Annotated in this window: 6 protein-coding genes; 3 read left to right on the forward strand and 3 right to left on the reverse strand. The window is 41.9% G+C overall.

Annotated features, from left to right (window positions below; genetic code table 11):
* Positions 1–6: 6 nt before the first annotated feature.
* The 3 genes from MWU84_RS17005 to MWU84_RS17015 form a co-directional block, all read right to left on the reverse strand.
* A complete protein-coding gene (locus tag MWU84_RS17005; RefSeq protein ID WP_246903954.1) occupies positions 7–351 on the reverse strand; it encodes a phage holin family protein in 345 nt (114 codons plus the stop codon).
* 11 nt (positions 352–362) lie between these two features.
* The gene (locus MWU84_RS17010; protein WP_246903956.1) at positions 363–692 is read right to left on the reverse strand and encodes a YtxH domain-containing protein; all 330 of its coding nucleotides are present in this window, start codon (positions 690–692) and stop codon (positions 363–365) included.
* A gap of 414 nt (positions 693–1,106) precedes the next feature.
* A complete protein-coding gene (locus tag MWU84_RS17015) occupies positions 1,107–2,792 on the reverse strand; it encodes a glutamine--tRNA ligase/YqeY domain fusion protein (protein ID WP_246903958.1) in 1,686 nt (561 codons plus the stop codon).
* A 251-nt stretch (positions 2,793–3,043) separates the two neighbouring features.
* Here MWU84_RS17015 and MWU84_RS17020 point away from each other — a divergent pair, with 251 nt between their 5' ends.
* The 3 genes from MWU84_RS17020 to MWU84_RS17030 all read left to right on the forward strand — a co-directional run.
* Positions 3,044–5,311 (forward strand): gliding motility-associated C-terminal domain-containing protein, encoded by a 2,268-nt coding sequence (locus MWU84_RS17020; RefSeq protein ID WP_246903960.1) that lies wholly within the window; start codon positions 3,044–3,046, stop codon positions 5,309–5,311.
* 6 nt (positions 5,312–5,317) lie between these two features.
* The gene (locus MWU84_RS17025) at positions 5,318–7,405 is read left to right on the forward strand and encodes a type IX secretion system membrane protein PorP/SprF (protein ID WP_246903966.1); all 2,088 of its coding nucleotides are present in this window, start codon (positions 5,318–5,320) and stop codon (positions 7,403–7,405) included.
* A 734-nt stretch (positions 7,406–8,139) separates the two neighbouring features.
* A partial coding sequence (locus MWU84_RS17030; protein WP_246903968.1) for a hypothetical protein occupies positions 8,140–19,013 on the forward strand: 10,874 nt, incomplete at its 3' end.

A 19,013-nucleotide genomic window follows, 5' to 3' on the forward strand; every position in this document is an offset into this window, starting at 1 on the left:
AACTTGTCAATCAAAATAATATTCAGAAAACTTTTTCAACAGGGACCCGTCCAGTCTGTGTCGGTACAAGTAACAAATTATACCAATAATAATATAAAACAAACCCACAAACATAAACCCCAAAAAAGTGTTCTCCAACCAGAGACCTATGCCATAAGCTGCCGCAAACGACAACATAAATAATGAAAGTAAAGCAACACTACCTACCAACATCATTTTGGCAAAAGAAGTAATGCTGCGCATTACTATCTTAAAAACCTGAAGCTTATAATACTCGCCGGTATTTTCTAGGTAAGACCTAGTATCCTTATCGATATCCGCAAAATTATCCCTTAATTCCTCTAGAGCCATTTAAATAAGTCTTACTTCTGGTGTTCGGCATTTTTGCTCTTTAAATCGGACAACTTTTTCTCCAATGCAGTTATAATATCATCTGCCTTGTAACTCATATTGGAAATTGTCTCTTCCAATTTCTGCTCAAAATCCACTTTCTTTTCCTCTGCGGTCTTGGTAAGCTCTTCCTTTGCCTGGGTAATTCTACTAGAGATATCGTCCGAAGTTTCTATAGCCTTCTTTTTAATACGTTTTCTTGTTTTGGTTCCTTTATCGGGAGCATATAAAATTCCTATACCGGCTCCTATTGCCGCTCCAGTTAATAATGCCAATAAAGTATTTCCACTGTCGTTTGTCATAATGCTTAAATTTATAATTAATACTTCCCATTTAAATTAAATCCTCCCTAATCAAAATTAGGCCATTTTTAATCCAGGGATAAACCAATAATTTAATCCTCGAATTGAAACCCACTAAATAAAAATTTCAATATTGGAGTATCATGATTTAAAATGATGGTATTGATGTTCAATTTCAAAATTAAGGGGAAAGCAGAAGATTCCTTGCCACTATCGGACAAACTTTTGACCTAAATCGATATTAGCAGCAAATTTCAACACAAAAACTCATTTAAGGCCGTATAGCGAGCAAAAATACCGTTCGTTTAAGAATCATATTCGAATAAAAAAAAGTCACAGTACAAGAGAGCTGTGACCTTTGATTTTTATAGAAAACACCAATTGTTATGTTAGAATCTATAAGTTAAATTTATGCTAGTTTTTTTCCTGAATTTTGGCCCAAGTATCCCTTAAGCCCACCGTTCTGTTAAAAACCAATTTTTCAGGTTTGCTATCGCGATCAATATTGAAATATCCCATACGTTGAAACTGAAACCTATCCCCAACTTCGGCATCCGCCAAACTAGGTTCAACAAAAGCAGAGATTATCTGTAAAGAATTCGGATTAATGAATTCCAGGAAATTCTTATCCTTATGTGCATCTGGAGTTTCATCAGTAAAAAGACGATCATACAACCTTACTTCCGCAGTAAGGGCATGTCTTGCCGAAACCCAATGTAGCGTTCCCTTTACTTTTCTCAGGCTTTCCTCCGTACCACTTCCACTTTTACTCTTCGGATCATAGGTACATTGTACCTCAACAATATTCCCATCGGTATCTTTGGTACAGGACTCGGCCTTTATAATATACCCATTCTTTAAACGTACCTCACCTCCCAGTTTAAGTCTAAAGAATTTTCTATTTGCCTCCTCCTTAAAATCTTCCTGTTCAATATATAATTCCTTGGAAAACGGAAGCTGTCTAAAGCCTGCTCTCTCATCCTCCGGATTATTTTCCGCTTCCAGCCATTCTTCCTCACCTTCAGGGTAATTGGTCAAAACCACTTTCAACGGATTTAGCACACCCATTACCCTAGGTGCAATCTTATTCAGATGTTCCCGTACATGAAATTCCAACAAGGAAACATCCACTACATTATCTCTTTTGGCAATACCAATAGTGTCGGCAAAATTTCTAATAGACTCAGGGGTATAGCCCCTTCGTCTTAATCCAGAAATTGTTGGCATTCTAGGGTCATCCCAGCCTGTTACATATCCTTGTTCCACCAATTGAAGCAACTTGCGTTTGCTCACTACGGTATGACTAAAATTCCTGCGTGCAAACTCCCTTTGTTTAGGACGAACTAAATCCTTATCCACTACCTGATCTAAAAACCAGTCGTACAGCTCCCTATGCATAGCAAATTCCAGCGTACACAATGAATGTGAAACCTGCTCTATATAGTCGCTCTCGCCATGTGTCCAATCGTACATCGGGTAAATACACCAATCGGTATTTGTTCTATGGTGTGCCCTATAAAGTATTCGGTACATTATGGGATCACGCATCAGCATATTGGACGACGCCATATCCACTTTAGCTCTTAAAACATGCTCCCCCTCCTTGAACTTACCTTCCTTCATACCCTGAAAAAGCCTTAAATTCTCTTCTACAGACCGGTCTCTGAATGGGCTTGGTATCCCAGCTTCGGTAGGTGTTCCTTTTTGGGAGGCAATATCTTCTGAAGACTGACTATCAACATACGCCTTTCCATTTTTTATAAGTTCTATAGCCCAATCGTACAACTGTTGAAAATAATCGGAAGCAAAACATTCCGTATCCCATTCATAACCCAGCCATTTCACATCCTCCTTAATGGCATCAACATATTCCTGTTCCTCCTTGGCAGGGTTGGTATCATCAAAACGCAAATTAACAGGAGCCCCGTACCTCAAGCCCAAACCGAAATTAAGGCAAATTGAGCTTGCATGTCCTATATGCAGATACCCATTTGGCTCTGGTGGAAATCTAAATCTCAGCTTATCATGGGGAAAGCCCTTCCCTAAATCCTCCTCCACGATATGCTCAATAAAATTCAGCGATTTTAATGCTTCACTCATATTCTCATTTTTGATGCGCAAATGTACGGAAAATGCAGGTAAAGCAGACTATAAAATCCGTATACCATACAATAAAGAGGGTTTCACAACAGATTTAAATACCCTTACAACTTTAAATTTCCAGTATAATAATTATATGACATATTTGTTGTTGGATACTTTGTAATTCAATGTGTTGCCGATTTTTAATAAAAGTTATCTGATAATTATCAACAATAAAAGCTGGTAGTAACCCCTAACTACAACATCTTATGAGCCCGAACAAAAAAAATCACCTACTAATTTTCGTTCTAACATGGATACTGTTGGGTGCAAACTCAATTTCAGCTCAGACTTTGAACAAACCTACACCTGCGGACAACCCAAATCTAGCAGGAAATTCGGTTTGGACCGCTGCCTGTGCTTCTGCGACCTTTAACGAATATTTCATAAATTTCACTTGGTTACCTTCCGTAAACAGCGACAATCAATTTGTATTGGAATTATCCGATGCCAGTGGTTCCTTCGCAAGCCCCACAGAACTGGCAAGAGCTACTGATAAAAATTCGGACTTTGACTTTGAATTTTCATTTGCCTTACCAACAGATACAAGGGGTGATGCCTACAGATTTAGGGTAAGAAGTACCAGTCCTGCCAAAACAAGTCCCGTATCGGATGCCTTTGAAATGTATTATATAGACTTCAATTCCACACTGGCTATCAGGGAATTGGGCGACACCGGAGCACCTCCAGCGCAGAAAATACAATTGTGCAATGGGGGAACAACCACCTTGGAAGTATACAATGTACCCAATCCAGAAACCTATCGGTATAATTGGTATAAGAATACATCACCCTTTACCAGTAGCGGAAGCGGTTCTTCCATAGAAGTTTCCGAAAGTGGTTATTACGTTGTAGAATTGGATTACGGGTCCACCTGTTCAGGATCGGCCAATACCCAATCGCTTTCCATTGAGGTTGAAATAGGAACCAGTGTAGGCTTGGCCCTAAACCCACCGGCCGAAACTGCAATGTGTTCAGGTCAAAGTTACGCGCCACTTGAGGCAAACATGAATTATCCAGACCTTGCCTACACCTGGTATAAGGGATCAACAATTGTACAACCAAGTACCTTAGGAGCATATACCTATAACATAGATACCAATGATGCCAATTTTCCTGGCGATTATTCTGTAAAGATACAGGGAGATGGCATTTGTACAGAAACTTCCAATACCGTAACCATTACCAATGCCGGACTTTTTACCGTTTCTAGGGACAACCCGGCCAACATGGTTATCTTGCCAGGAGCGACTGCAAATTTATCCGCATCCTCCGATGCCTCATCCGTAACCTACCAATGGTATAGGGATAACACCATCATTACCGGTGCCACAAACAGTTCCTATACAGCAAATGCAGTAGGCAATTATTATGCGGAAGTAACTCTAAGCGGAGGTGCCTGTACCTCAGCCACCAAGAACACGGAAACTACCACATTGGTAAATCCTGATTCCTTTGAATTGATCACGAACTATACTACAGAATATACCAATTGTATTAATACAAGTGTAGCCATAGAGGTCAGTAGAATCAACGCCGTCCTATCAGATGGTACCAAAACCGATGTCACCGCAGACTTAAAAAGCAATTTCTCTTACCAATGGACGAGGGACGGAGCCAATATAACAGCTGCCAACGGAAGTAATATAAGTTTAACGAATTCCGATGAAAACGGCGAATATACGGTTCAGGGCAGCTTGGACAGTTTTATTTCAACTTCCAATACATTACCCGTCCGTTTGTTGACCAACGAAACCTTGACCATATCTGCCACTGGTACCGTAATCTGTAATTCCAGCGATACAATAGACATTTCAACAACCACAACATTAACAGGGGAAAGCTTTGATTGGTTTAAAGATGGTGTAAACTTAAATACCGCCAGTGAATCACTTTCGGTCAGCACTCCGGGTACGTATCAATTAGTAGTGCAGAAAAACGGATGTGCTCTTAGATCCAACGAGATTATTATATCTCCCTTGGACGATTCCCTGATAGCCCTTAGCACAGCCAATAACGAAGTGGTCTTTCCCGAAGGAGGTAGCAAAATGATATCAGCCAGTGGGGCCACAAGTTATAAATGGTACGATCAAAACAGTGTTTTGCTGAGTGATACGGACACCGTTTCCATTACACAGGAAGGTAATTATATGGTAACTGCTACGATAAACAATTGCGAGGTTTCCAAATCATTTTCTGCCTCCTATCAAGACACCTTTGGTATTCCAAATGTCATAACTGCCAACGGGGACGGGTATAACGACCAATGGATTATTCCCAATACATATACTAAAGACCCCAATATTTCAGTTATTATCTATAATGACAAAGGAGAGGAAGTACTTAGCCAGAAACAATACCAGAACAATTGGCCAGAAGCTACCATGAAATTCCCAAAGCAAAATATGGTGTTTTATTACACCATTAAAAATGCCAAGGAAACCTTGAAGAAAGGTACTATTACAGTAATACGTTAATGCACCATGTTTAAGAAAAACTATTTATATATACTCTTTTTATTACTCTGCCTTACCAAGGTCACAGGGCAAGAAGAAAGTCCGTTTGTTTCTTATGATGTTCCCTCACAGAACCTCTTAAAATTCAATAGATTTCTTATTAACCCTACTTTTTCTACGGTACGGGAAGACAAGTCCTATATAAATCTATTACACAGAAACCAATCGGTATCTTTCAATGATAACAACCAAGACTATTTCCTTAGTTACAGTGGTCGTGTTAATGACCGTAGCGGTTTGGGACTTAGCCTATATACTCAAAGGGAAGGATTAATATCCAATTACGGGGTTATGGCCAACTATGCCTATGGCATCAAATTAAGCGACAAGAGTAATTTTACTTTTGGGGCCAACCTCGCCTACTACAACAGTGGATTTGATAGGAACCGCGCCAATGCTTTGGATCCAAATGATCCAGCTCTGAACGGACTACAGGATTCCAATCTCTTATCCTTTCAACCTGGATTTAATCTTTCCTATGGAAAATTTGATTTTGGAATATTTGCTGAAAATTTATTCGACTACAACCTAAAGACTAGTGAAACAATAACTGAATTTGGCGACAAAACCTTCTCGGGTCATTTACAATATACCCATCAGTTTGAAAACGGTGCCGGCATTTTTGAAGCAGGTCGGTTAATGCCTTTGGCAAGGGTTCGAAAAATAGGGAACGAAGAGGTTGTATTGGGAGGAAGTTTAATCCTTGACCTACCTAAATTAGGCTGGTTACAAGGTGGTTATGATAGCTTTTATGGAGCTTCTGCCGGAATTGGATTTAACATTAACCGCAGGCTTTCTCTAGGGTATACTATGGAAAAAGGGTTGTCCAACAATTTTGACAATTTTGGGTTGACCCACGAAATATCCTTTGCCTATTCCATAACCCCAACACTTACAGAAGATCGTGTAATGTTGGAAGAAGGTTACGAGGAATTGGCAGAAAACGAAGAAGAACAGGAAGATACCCTTACTGCACAACAATTGGAAATTGAAAAACTGAAGAAGGCATTGGCAGAAAATGATGCTATTTTAGCAGAGTTAATGTTCCGTCAGGATTCATCGGAAACCAACCGTCAAAAAGATTTGGAACGCAGATTTGAAATGGTAATGAAAATGGTCCGCGAAGAAACGCAGGGCAAGCGTCCGGACATTGAGGAAAAAGCCAAAAAGATGTATCTCGTAAACAATGAAAATGGTGGTCTGGTCAATAATTCCAAGCCCAATCCAAAAGAAAATAAACCGAACGTTATAAAACCCGTGGACAAAACCAAGGATGCCATAGTCACTAAGGAGGTTGAAACCAAAATCACCCCCAAAGCGAAGGCTGAAGAAGCTGAACAAGATGAGTTTACACGAGTAGCACAACAAAACAATATTAAGAGTAGAAAATTCAGGAATTTGGATGGCGTAGCAGACGGTTACTATGTAGTAGCCAATGTTTACAAAGGAGAAAAATATCTTAATAAGTTCGTAACGCAACTTGCGAATGACGGAGTTAGGGCAGATTATTTTGAAAATTCCAACAATGGTCTTAAATATGTTTATCTGGAGAGGTATGATACCTGGCAGGAGGCTTTAGCCGCCCATAAATCCAACATCAATGGAACTTATTCCAAGGACATGTGGATTATGAATGTGGACAACACCCGTTATACGGACGCTGATAAGGCTTATGTACAAAACGTAAACAAAATCAAGGAAAAATCATCACAATATGCCTTGGACAAACTTCAGAAAAATGTGGTGGTTAAAGACAATGTAACCGCAAATGATCCTACGGCGAAAGTGTACAAAATAAATGGTCTGGGTACAGGCTACTATATCATTGCCAATGTATTTGCCAATGCCAACAATGCGAACCGATTCGTAAAAATGCTGAATGCCCAAGGACTTAGTGCCAGCTATTTTATAAACCCAGAAAATAACTACAGATATGTTTATTTAAAAAGACATGAATCTTGGAACAATGCATTAGTATCCTATTACTCTAAGATCAATGACACTTATACCGATAAAATGTGGATCATGAGGGTAACCCCAAATCAAATGACATAATTGGGCGCTTCAAAAAAAAATTGAATCACCAATCTATTCAAGTGTCTATCTTCATAAAATTAATATTGCAAATTTGATAATCGAAATACCGTTGTGCTCAATATTCCAAAATCCTGGCCTAAGAGTGGAAAAACAATAAAATGGGGCCCTATTGCTATTAACCAAACTAGAGTATCAATCTTCCTATATACTGATAAATGTTATATTCAATAGTTCCATATTAATCATAAAGCCAAAGAGGCATTTGAAGTATGTCACTCAATATTCGCAGTACCTTTACCCTGCCTAACCCAATTAAGGTGAAAATATTGATATTGCGTTTGTTGCCTTTGACAACAAATTGATTATTAAAAATATACTCCTTTAAGGTAAGTCTATCATCTCTGCTCTATACTGCGGTATCTAAAAGATCCTATTTTATCCCAACTAAGCAAGGGTTTAACTAGCAATAATACATAGTTCCTTCAAAATTAAATTCTTACAAGCTGCTTTTAAAAAAATGCCTAACCATACAATAAAAGCATTTCACAACATATTAGAACACCCCTACAACATTAAATTCCACAGCTCACTATTAAGGTTAATATTTGTTATGAATGTTAGGTTTTTGGAAACTTATCAAGAATGTTTTTAACAATTGCAGTCTAAAATTCCAAATCCCTCCCATTCCAAGTAGACCTATTTGGGGGCGAAAAGGTCTAAATGATGAATACCGTACCAAACTAATTTACCTGATGGGATCAAAAACTACCAAAAAATTACTACTTACCTGTTTTTTGCTATTAGGCGCCTTCTCTGCCTATTCTCAGGTAAAAAACCCTTTTGATGTTCGTTATGAAAATGAACTGCGTGGTGATATAACCTTTATAGCCAATAATATTGTTAATAGACAAGCCAATGGATATTGGGAATACCAATGTGTTAGAGAAAGAAGAGGGGAATGTAGAAGGTGGGACTATGTTTGGGTAAACTCTTATGTTTCCCCAAATGATCCCTACAATGAAACAGGAAATTCCTCGGAATACAATGACGACCTGGATATGCAATACATAGATATTGATGGTGATGCGTCTACCTTTAGTTCCAGTAGTGCCATATTAACAGTGGCAAATCCAGACTGTGCAAAAGTCCGTTATGCCGGACTATACTGGTCGGCCGTATTCAATGCCAGCGATAGAACGGGGTTCGACCAACTTAAATTTAAGATTCCAGGAGGTACTTATCAAGACTTAACGGCAGATGAAATATTATTCGACGGTGCAGGAGATGCCGATTTTGGCTATTACAGCCCATATGCCTGTTATAAGGATGTTACTTCCATCGTTGCCGGTATGGCAAACCCCAATGGGGAATACTTTGCTGCCAACATAAGGGCAAGTTCAGGAAGCAGTATCTCCGGGGGCGTATCCGGAGGTTGGAAAATGGTCGTAGTTTATGAAGACCCCAATTTACCTGGTAAATATATCACCACTTTTGACGGTTACGCAGGAATAAAATCTGGGCAAACTGTTGACATCCCAGTCAACGGATTTACTACGCTACCTGCTCCCTTTCCGGTAATTGCCCAACTTGGGGTAGCAACCCTTGAAGGGGATAACAGGATTGGTGGCGACGGACTTTCCATAAAGGCAAATAGCAACTTTACCTATACGCCATTAGGGAATACGGTAAACCCGACCAATAATTTTTTTAATAGTAATATTACGAGGGCCAATGCCATAGTTATGGATAGAACCCCCAATTCCATAAATACGCTGGGTTGGGACGTTGACTTTTTTAATATCAACAATCCCTTAAACGGTGTTATCCCCAACAATGAAACAGGGGCCATATTAAGGGCAAGCTCCTCCCAAGATAAATACGACATTTTCTTCACCTCTTTCGACGTTGAAATTATTGAACCTATTATAAATTTAACGAAAACAGTTGAAGATATTGCCGGAAATGATATAACCGGACAAGGGGTAAATCTGGGGCAGACCTTGGATTATGTATTGGAATTCCAAAACGTAGGAAATGATGATGGAGACAGCTATACCATCAAAGATATTCTTCCTGTTAATGTAACCTTGGATGAAACAAACTTTACCCTGCCAACGGGGGTGACCTATACCTATGACCAGCCCAGTAGGACCGTCCTGTTCAGTATTCCCAATGCATTAGTGGAAAAAAATGATCCCAGTTACGCCATACGCATGAGAGTCAAAGTGGCTGAAAACTGCTTCGATTTTGTGGATGCCTGTTCCGATCTTATTCAAAACCTGGCTTATTCTACTTATCGTGGAGTGCTAAACAGCAACCAAATAAGTGATGACCCTAGTGTAACCGACTTCGATAATTGTGGATTTGTTGTACCAGGTGCCACCAACTTTCTTTTGGATGATTTGGCAGATTGTAACTTTATCAGAACAGTAAAACTATGTGGAGATCAAGCATTATTGGATGCCGGTGATGGTTTTGATGATTATATATGGTATAAGGATGAAAACGGAAACCAAGAATTGGATGCCGCCGATACCCTAATAACCGATGGCGATTCCGACAACGATCCGAGTACTTTCGTGGTTAGCGCCATAGGCACCTATATCGTAGATAAAATTGTTGCCGATCCCTGTAAGGGATTTAAAGAAATATTGGTTGTGGAACGTTTTGGTGCCACACAAACAAACCCTATTGTTGATTTTTTCAATAACAGTAACAATGATGCCGACCCTACCAACGATGTACAGGGGGAAATTGTAAGCTGTTCCGTAGATGGAAGTCCCTTACCAAAAATTTTCCTGTGTGGGGTAAATGACACCCAACTAATACAGGTCAATATTGCCGATGCCCAAAGTATGGTTTGGGAACAATTGGTAGAAGGAAGTTGTACTGATTCAGGGGACGATTGTGGCAATAAAAATGCCACCTGTACCTGGAACCAAGTGTCTATCGGTCCAAGTTTTACAGCAAATAGTGCCGGTAAATTCCGTTTGGTTGTCAATTACCAAAATGGTTGTTTTAGCCGTTTTTATTTCAACGTCTTCCAGAACAATTTGGATATACAGTACAATGCCAACGATATTATTTGTAATACCCCGGGAAATATTACCATTACAAATCTAGGTTTGGGCTACGGCTATCAACTTTATGATGTTGCCAACGGCACCATTGTAGTGCCTTATAGCGCCAATAATGGCCCAAGCTTTGATATTAGTACCAATGGTGCCTACAGAGTGGGCATTACACAATTGGATAATACAACCGGTGAACCTATAGATGGATCCTGCGAATTTACCACCCCGGATATTGGCATTAGAAATCGAAATTTCCAACTCAACATTACAACAACTGCAGCCACATGTAGCACCTTGGGCAGCATAAACATTCAAGCAATGAATGTTGAGGCCAATTACGAATATGAGATTAGAATAGATGACGGTAGTAACGGTGGAAATGGTACACTGTTGGACAACGAAACAGCCCAACCAGATAATAACTATACTTTTCAAAATTTAAATGCTGGTAACTATATAATCCGTGTACGCACCGATGATGGTTGTTTCCTAGAGGAAAAGGTCACTGTTCTCAGCGAGGCCGACTTGGACTTAACGGCAAGGATTTCCCAACATATTAGTTGTAAGGAAGGCAATATCCTTATGGATTCCAGTGGTGGAAAAACACCTCATACCTATGCCATTTGGTCTTACGTGGATGAAGGTGGCAATACTGTTACCTCCTATCCAAATGTAACCTCAATACCCCCTGGTAACTTTCAAACTAGCCAAATATTCGATATTCTAGACCCCGGAGATTATACCTTTGTGGTAGTAGATCGGAATAATTGCTATTCCTTTTCCAACACCGTTACCATAAATTTGGTTCCGGCAGTGGAATTCACCACCTCGATCACTGATGAAAGTTGCTTCGGAGCTGAAGACGGTAGTATAGTTTATAATATGACTAATACCAACGGCTATAAGGTTGAGTATACCTTAATCTACCCAGATCCCGACACTGATGACGTAATCAATTCCTCTGGAACCTTTACTGGACTGCCACAAGGTAATTACACCGTAATCCTAACTCAATCCAAAGGAGGGGCAAGTTGCGATTTCATACAAGATTTCACCATAGGCGGTCCCGCAGACGGCGTATCAGGTGATGCCGCCTTAATACAGGATTATACCTGTCTACAGGACGGTATTATAGAAGCACAAAATGTTACTGGAGGAACGGCACCATATTCTTATAGTATTGATGGGGTAAACTTTGTTTCGGGCCCTGGTGCGGAAACTTTTTCCAATCTTACAAGTGGAAGCTATAGTATTACGATTAGGGACGCAACGCTTTGTACCTTTGTTACAAATTCCGTTGTAATTGACCCGCTTGATGAGCCAACGGACCTCACCTTTACTTCAACAGCACCAAACTGTCCAACACAAACATCCAATGTTACTGTAACAGCGGTAAACGGCATTGACCCATTGAACATAGAGATCATAGCCCCGTCAGCTATTGCATCTAATTCCATAGCTGGGAAAACGGCCTCGTTCAATAACCTAGCGCCTGATACTTATACGTTTAGGGTTACGGACAGCAAGGGTTGTTCCTATGACGAAACCTACACCATTACTCCAGTTGATCCAATCCAGGTTGTTGGTACTTTGGTCAACAACGTGAGTTGTATAGGAAATGCCGATGGAGCCATAGACTTTGAAATAAACGATTTTAGCACTACCTATAGTTATACTGTTAACGGCGCAACCGCCATTACTGGACAGTCTGCCAACACAATTAATTTAACCGGTCTGGTAGCTGGTGATTATACCATAGTAGTTACCGATGAAACCACCAACTGTACCGACACCAACACGATTACTGTAAGTGAACCGGCAACCGCCTTGGGAATTACCTTTAGCACAACCCCCTTAACTTGTAGCGCCGATGGATCGGTTACCATTACTGCAACCAATGGTTGGGGAGGATACTCCTATGAACTAGAACAGCCCGATAATAGCATTTTAGGCCCTCAGGGAAGCAATGTATTTTCCGGTCTTAGTCAAACAGGCACCTATACCATTAGCGTTACCGATGCAGGTGGATGTACCGCTACCGATACCTTTGATATATTAGCCCCAGCAAATCCTACTGCAACTTTAGATGCCACAACAGACCTATGTTATGTTCCCGGTACGGGAGTTAGCCTTACTGCTACTGCAGCTGGTGGTGTTGGCCCATATACGTATAGCCTTAACGGTGCCCCAGCACAGAATGGCAATGTATTCAACAACCTTGCCCCAGATTCTTATTCAGTATTGGTAAGGGATGCCTATGGATGTAGTGTTACCACAAATACTATTACCATAGAGCCACAGCTAACCGTATCCGATGCTATTACCAAAGAATTGGATTGTTCCGCTTCTCCTGAAGCGATAATAGATATTACCATAAATGGTGGATATGCCGCCTATAGCTATCAAATAAATGGAGGTGCAAGTACCGCTATTGTAGGTAATACCATTACTTATACCACGGCAATCGACGGCAGTTACACCTTCCTAATTACCGATAGTGAAGGCTGTACAGCGCAAACCACTGTTGTTGTGGACCCCATTACCAATCCCGTAGCAACAAATAATATTACGGGTCCAAATTGTGATAGTGCCACCAACGGCAGTGTTGAAATTGTAATAGATCCAAACTTTGGAACCGCCCCATACCAAGTAAACTTCAATGGTGCAGGACTTAGTAATCAAACCACATACTCCGGCCTTGCTTCTGGAACCTATACTTATGTAGTACAAGACAGTAAAGGTTGTACTTTCAATGGTAGCGCAACCTTGACAGCGCCAAATGCCATTACTGCGGATGCCGTATTAACACAAGCCTATACCTGTCTACAAACAGCAAGCATACAAGCCCAAAATATAACTGGGGGAACACCTGGATATACCTTTAGTATAGACGGAATAAATTTTGTTGCCGGGGATACCTTCACCGGGCTTACTGACGGAGATTATACAATTACCGTGCGTGACGCGAGTGGATGTACATTCGCAACGGTTCCCGTAAATGTACCGGCACTAGATCCGCCAACAGATATTACCTTTAACAGTACAGCGGCCAACTGTCCGGCCGAGACATCAAATGTAACCTTAACAGCCATAGGTGGAAGTGGAGCAATAACTTATGAAATAATTGCACCCGCGGCCGACGTGTCCACCAATGCAACAGGAATATTCAATAATCTTGCCCCAAATACATATACCTTCAGAGTTACCGACAACAAAGGGTGCTCCTATGACGAAAACTATACCGTAAACCCAGTTGTAAAAATAGATGCCTTGGGCACTTTGACCCAGAACGTATCCTGTCAGGGAAGTGCAGATGGTGCCATACAATACAATGTCTCCGGATTTAGTGGCAATTACAGCTTTACCGTAACAGGACCAACGGCCATTGCCCCACAATCAGGAATAAATACCAACCCATTAAACTTTAGCGGTCTATTGGCCGGTGATTATACCATCACCGTTACCGACGATACTACCAATTGTACCGATACGGCCACTGTGACCGTAAATGAGCCTGCAGATCCATTGGCCTTTACCTTTACAGTAAGCCCATTGACGTGTACTACTGATGGATCGGTAACCATTACAGCAACAGACGGTTGGGGAGGTTATATCTATCAGGTTACCGAACCCGATGCGAATATTCTAGGACCTCAGGGAAGCAATGTTTTTTCGGGTCTTAGCCAAACAGGCACCTATACCATCAGTGTAACCGATGCCGGAGGATGTACGGTTACCGATACCTTTGATATAACTACACCGGCCAACCCTACGGCTACTTTAGCCGCAACAACAGACCTTTGTTACGTTCCTGGAACAGGTGTCAGCCTTACCACAACAGCAGCTGGAGGAGTAGCTCCTTATACCTATAGCCTTAACAGCGCACCGGCACAAAACGGAAATGTATTTAACAACCTTGCGCCAGGGATCTATTCCGTTGAAGTACGGGATGCCTACGGATGTAACGTTACCACGAATACTATAGCCATTGAGCCACAGCTTACCGCTTCCAATGTATTGACAAAGGAACTGGATTGTACCGCTTCTCCAGATGCGGTGATAGATATTACCATCAACAATGGATATGCCGATTACAGCTATAAAGTGGACGTGGATGGAGCAGGATACGGAGCTTCCACCGCATTGGGCGCAGGAGTGACAACCTTTAGCTATACCGCTGCAAGCGCAGGAACCTATAGGTTTGAGATTACGGACAGTGAAGGCTGTATTGCACAAACAACAGTTATTACCGTAGACCCGATCAGCAACCCACAGGCTTCCGAAACAGTTACCGATGTAAGCTGTAACGGAGGAAGTGACGGAGTTGTAGAAATTGTGTTCGACACTAATTTTGGAACTGCTCCTTACCGAGTAAATTTTGACGGCGGCGGACTGAGCAACAACACTACTTATTCTGGATTGGCCGCCGGAACCTATTCCTATACAGTCCAGGATGATAAGGGATGTACAGTAACCAATTCCGTCAACGTGGGAGAACCTGCAGCAATCACTTTCGATGCAGCAATCGTCCAAGAATATACCTGTCTACAGGATGCAACAGTGGAAGCCCAGAACGTAATTGGAGGCACTTCTCCATATACCTATAGTATTGACGGCATTAATTTTGGTGCCAACAGCTTTACAGGTCTTAAGGACGGGAATTACACACTTGCCGTAAAGGATGCCAATGGTTGTATCGCCACTAGGCCCATCACCATTGATCCGTTAACACCACCGACCGACATATCATTTAGTGCCACGGCAGCCAACTGTCCAGCGGAGACTTCGGATATCACCTTAACTCCAACCGGAGGTAGCGGTGCTATCACTTATGAAATTATAGCACCCGCCGTCGCAGTGCCTTCCAATGCCACGGGAATTTTTACAGGACTTGATCCCGACACCTATACGTTCAGAATTACCGACGCCAAAGGATGCTCCTATGACGAAAACTATACCCTGAACCCTGTTACCAAGATAAATGTGCTGGGTACTTTGACACAGAACGTTTCCTGTCAGGGAAGTGCGGATGGAGCCATACAATACAATATAACCGGATTTAGTGGCAATTATAGCTTTACCGTAGCTGGGCCAACGGCCATTGCCCCACAATCTGGAATAAACACCAACCCATTAAACTTTAGCGGTCTTTTGGCCGGGGATTACACCATTACCGTTACGGACGATACCACTAACTGTACCGATACGGCCACTGTGACCGTAAATGAGCCTGCAGACCCCTTGGCCTTTACCTTTGCGTTGAGCCCATTGACCTGTGCCGCAGACGGATCGGTGACCATTACCGCAACAGACGGATGGGGAGGTTATAGTTATCAACTTACAGAACCCGACACCAATATAGTCGGACCTCAGGCCAGCAACGTCTTTAACGGACTAAACAAATTGGGAACCTATACCATAAGTGTTACCGATGCTGGTGGATGTACCGTTACAGATACCTTTGATATTGTTACCCCTACCAATCCAGTAGCGAGTATTGATATAGCAGCCTCTAGCTTATGCTATACCTCAACTGGACTAGCAACAATTGTAGTAGACGCCACAGGTGGATTGGCCCCATATTACTATAGTGTGAATGCAGGTCCCACCCAGACTTCCAATACCTTTGTCGGTTTAACACCTGCTACCTATGACTTTAATGTAATGGATAGCAATGGATGTACAGATACCGTACAGTTCACCATTGAACCAGAACTTACGGCCAATGCAGTTTTAACCAAAGACCTGGATTGCACGGTTAGTCCAGATGCCGAAATCAACTTGAACGTTAGCGGAGGATATCCTGCCTATACTTATGAAGTAGCCTTTAACGGCGGAGCCTATGCGGCCTATGCCGGTGGATTTCCTTACACCACCCCAACCGCTGGTACTTATAGGTTCAGAATAACCGATTCCCAAGGTTGTATTAGCGAGAGTAATATAGTTACCGTTACTCCAGCCGAAACGCCTGTTATTACAAGTGTAACCCCTACACATGTCCTGTGCTTTGGGGACAACTCTGGATCGCTGGATATTGCAGTAGATACTAGTGTAGGAATTGCTCCATACACCATTACCATAGTGGAAACCGGTTCAGGAACCAATTATGGCAGTCAGGCCACAGGATTACCGGCCGGGGTTTATGAAATAACATTAACCGATGACAAAGGGTGTTATGTAACAGCTACCGAAACCATCACAGAACCCACTGCCATAAATCCTAATATTACCAAAACGGATTATTCTTGTACTAGCGGTGTAGGGAACAATTTGGGAACAATTACTGTTGATGCGTCTGGAGGTACAGCAACCTATACTTATGAGGTCTTTAATAATGATTATTCCTATTCCGGGACCTATGATACATCTACCGGTACCAACGACCATACCTTTACCGGATTGACTTTTGGTGATTATACCATACGAATTATTGATAGTAATGGCTGCGAAACTCAAAATACTGTAACCATAACCACAGGACCAGATATCCTGATTACAACCCAAGGTGTCGCTGGTTGTACACCTGGTAGCGGGGAAATGTTGGTTACAGCTGACGCTTCCAATGGATACCTTGGAGCAGGGAATTTCTATTTTGCTATTTATCCAGCACCAGTATTTAACGCAGCCGACCCACTTTGGTTCCCTGAAGATGCACTTCCTGCCCCTGCAAATAGTCATAATTTTACGGGCTTGACCCCAGGGGTTACCTATACCTTTGTGGTATACGATACCGATACTGGTTGTGAGTTTACTCAGGAGGCCACCGTACCTGTATCAACAAGTTCTACACTATTATCAACTATTGATGCTATAACCAACGTAAGTTGTTTTGGTGCAGTAGACGGTGCAGTGGACTTTACAATTAGTGGATATACAGCAACCCAAGTAGATTATGAGATATATACTTTTGTTAACAATACTACCACAGGTATTACTGGAAGCGCCACTGGACTAACAGGAACACCATATTCAGATTCATTAGCGGGATTGTCCCCAGGTGAATACTACATACTCTTTACGGAAGTAGACGGAAGCAATCCAGGATGTGTCAACGCATCGGATAGTTTTGTGATAGAGCAGTCTCCAGCCTTATTGGAGATTACGGCTACCTCCACCAATGACAATTGTACCCTGAATGCAGGTACCATAACCGCCAATGCACGTTACGGTAAGGCACCTTACCAATTCCAGTTGGAATTGGCATCCGCAGGAGCACCTACTGTAGGTACTTGGACAGGAACCAATACTAGTGGTTTCTTTAATGCCGAGGCAGAGGATTATATTGTATATGTTAAGGACGCCAATGACTGTATCCGATCTATTGCAGTAACTATTGCGGAAGATCCTAGTCCAGTCATTAGCCTTCTTGTGCCAGATCAGTGCGCCACTACGGAAGGTAATTTTACTATCCAAGTTACCTTGGACACCCCTGGTGTGCAACCCTATTTCCTAAGTTTGGACGGAGGTGCATTTCAGGCAGTGACTTTTTCAGGTGCCCCAGCAACTTATGATTTCACAGGATTAAGTTCAGGAAACCATACCGTAGAAATAAGGGATTCCAATGGTTGCGGCAATATCGATAATATAGATATTTATACCCCAACTTCTTTATCGGCTGAGGTAACGGTAACCCCATCATGTAATGCCCTATTGCAGGATGATGGCGAGATTAAGGTGAATGCTTATGGCGGATCACTATTCAATTACAGGTATGAACTTAGGGATACCTCGGACAATATCATTAGACCAAAGCAGATACCGGATACTTTCTCTGGCCTTACCCCAGGAACTTATAGAATATATGTTTATGACAATTTAGCTACTGGATGTGATGCCTTTATAGACATCACCTTGGATGTACCAACGGCTGTAGTTGCCGCCATTGGGGATATCAAAGATATTAGTTGCCATGGTGCCAGTGACGGTTCCATAGTGGTTAACCTGGACCCTAGTATGGATAATCCACCTTACAATTATCAATTATTTGATAATACCGGAACTATTGCAGTAACGTTGTTACCACAAGCCTCCAATGTCTTTACCGGAATAGATCAAGGCGATTATATTGTAAGGATCAGATCGGCAAGGTTCTGTAAAATAGATATTCCATTTACTATCAATGAGCCCAGTGCTTTAGTGGCCAATGCAACTGCCACCGATTTTGCCTGTGCCGCAGATAATTCTGTAGCCCAAGCCGTAATAACAGCAGATATTCCAACCACAGGAACTGCTCCTTATATGTACAGTATAGATGGCATAAACTTCTTTACTACCAATACCTTTAACATTAACGATACCGGTGCAGTTCAAAATTTCACCGTAACTGTGCGTGATGCCAACGGTTGTTCCGATACCGATAATGTAACCATAAACCCTTTACCCACCATTACGGATGTAACTGTTGGCCAACAGACCGCCATTACCTGTAACAATGACGAGGTGGCCAGGGTGACAGTAACGGGTGGATCGGGCGACTTCACTTTTGAACTTTTACCCGGAGGTCCTTCCCAGAGTCTGATAAGCCAAACGGCCGACTTTACATTGACCGCCCC

The sequence above is a fragment of the Arenibacter sp. F20364 genome (genome assembly GCF_023015905.1).
Lineage (GTDB): Bacteria > Bacteroidota > Bacteroidia > Flavobacteriales > Flavobacteriaceae > Arenibacter.

What these genes read in the sequence shown, in the direction of transcription:
- MWU84_RS17005 (WP_246903954.1), bottom strand. Translation starts at nt 351, where the DNA reads ATGGCTCTAGAGGAATTAAGGGATAATTTTGCGGATATCGATAAGGAT.
- MWU84_RS17010 (WP_246903956.1), bottom strand. Translation starts at nt 692, where the DNA reads ATGACAAACGACAGTGGAAATACTTTATTGGCATTATTAACTGGAGCG.
- MWU84_RS17015 (WP_246903958.1), bottom strand. Translation starts at nt 2,792, where the DNA reads ATGAGTGAAGCATTAAAATCGCTGAATTTTATTGAGCATATCGTGGAG.
- MWU84_RS17020 (WP_246903960.1), top strand. Translation starts at nt 3,044, where the DNA reads ATGAGCCCGAACAAAAAAAATCACCTACTAATTTTCGTTCTAACATGG.
- MWU84_RS17025 (WP_246903966.1), top strand. Translation starts at nt 5,318, where the DNA reads ATGTTTAAGAAAAACTATTTATATATACTCTTTTTATTACTCTGCCTT.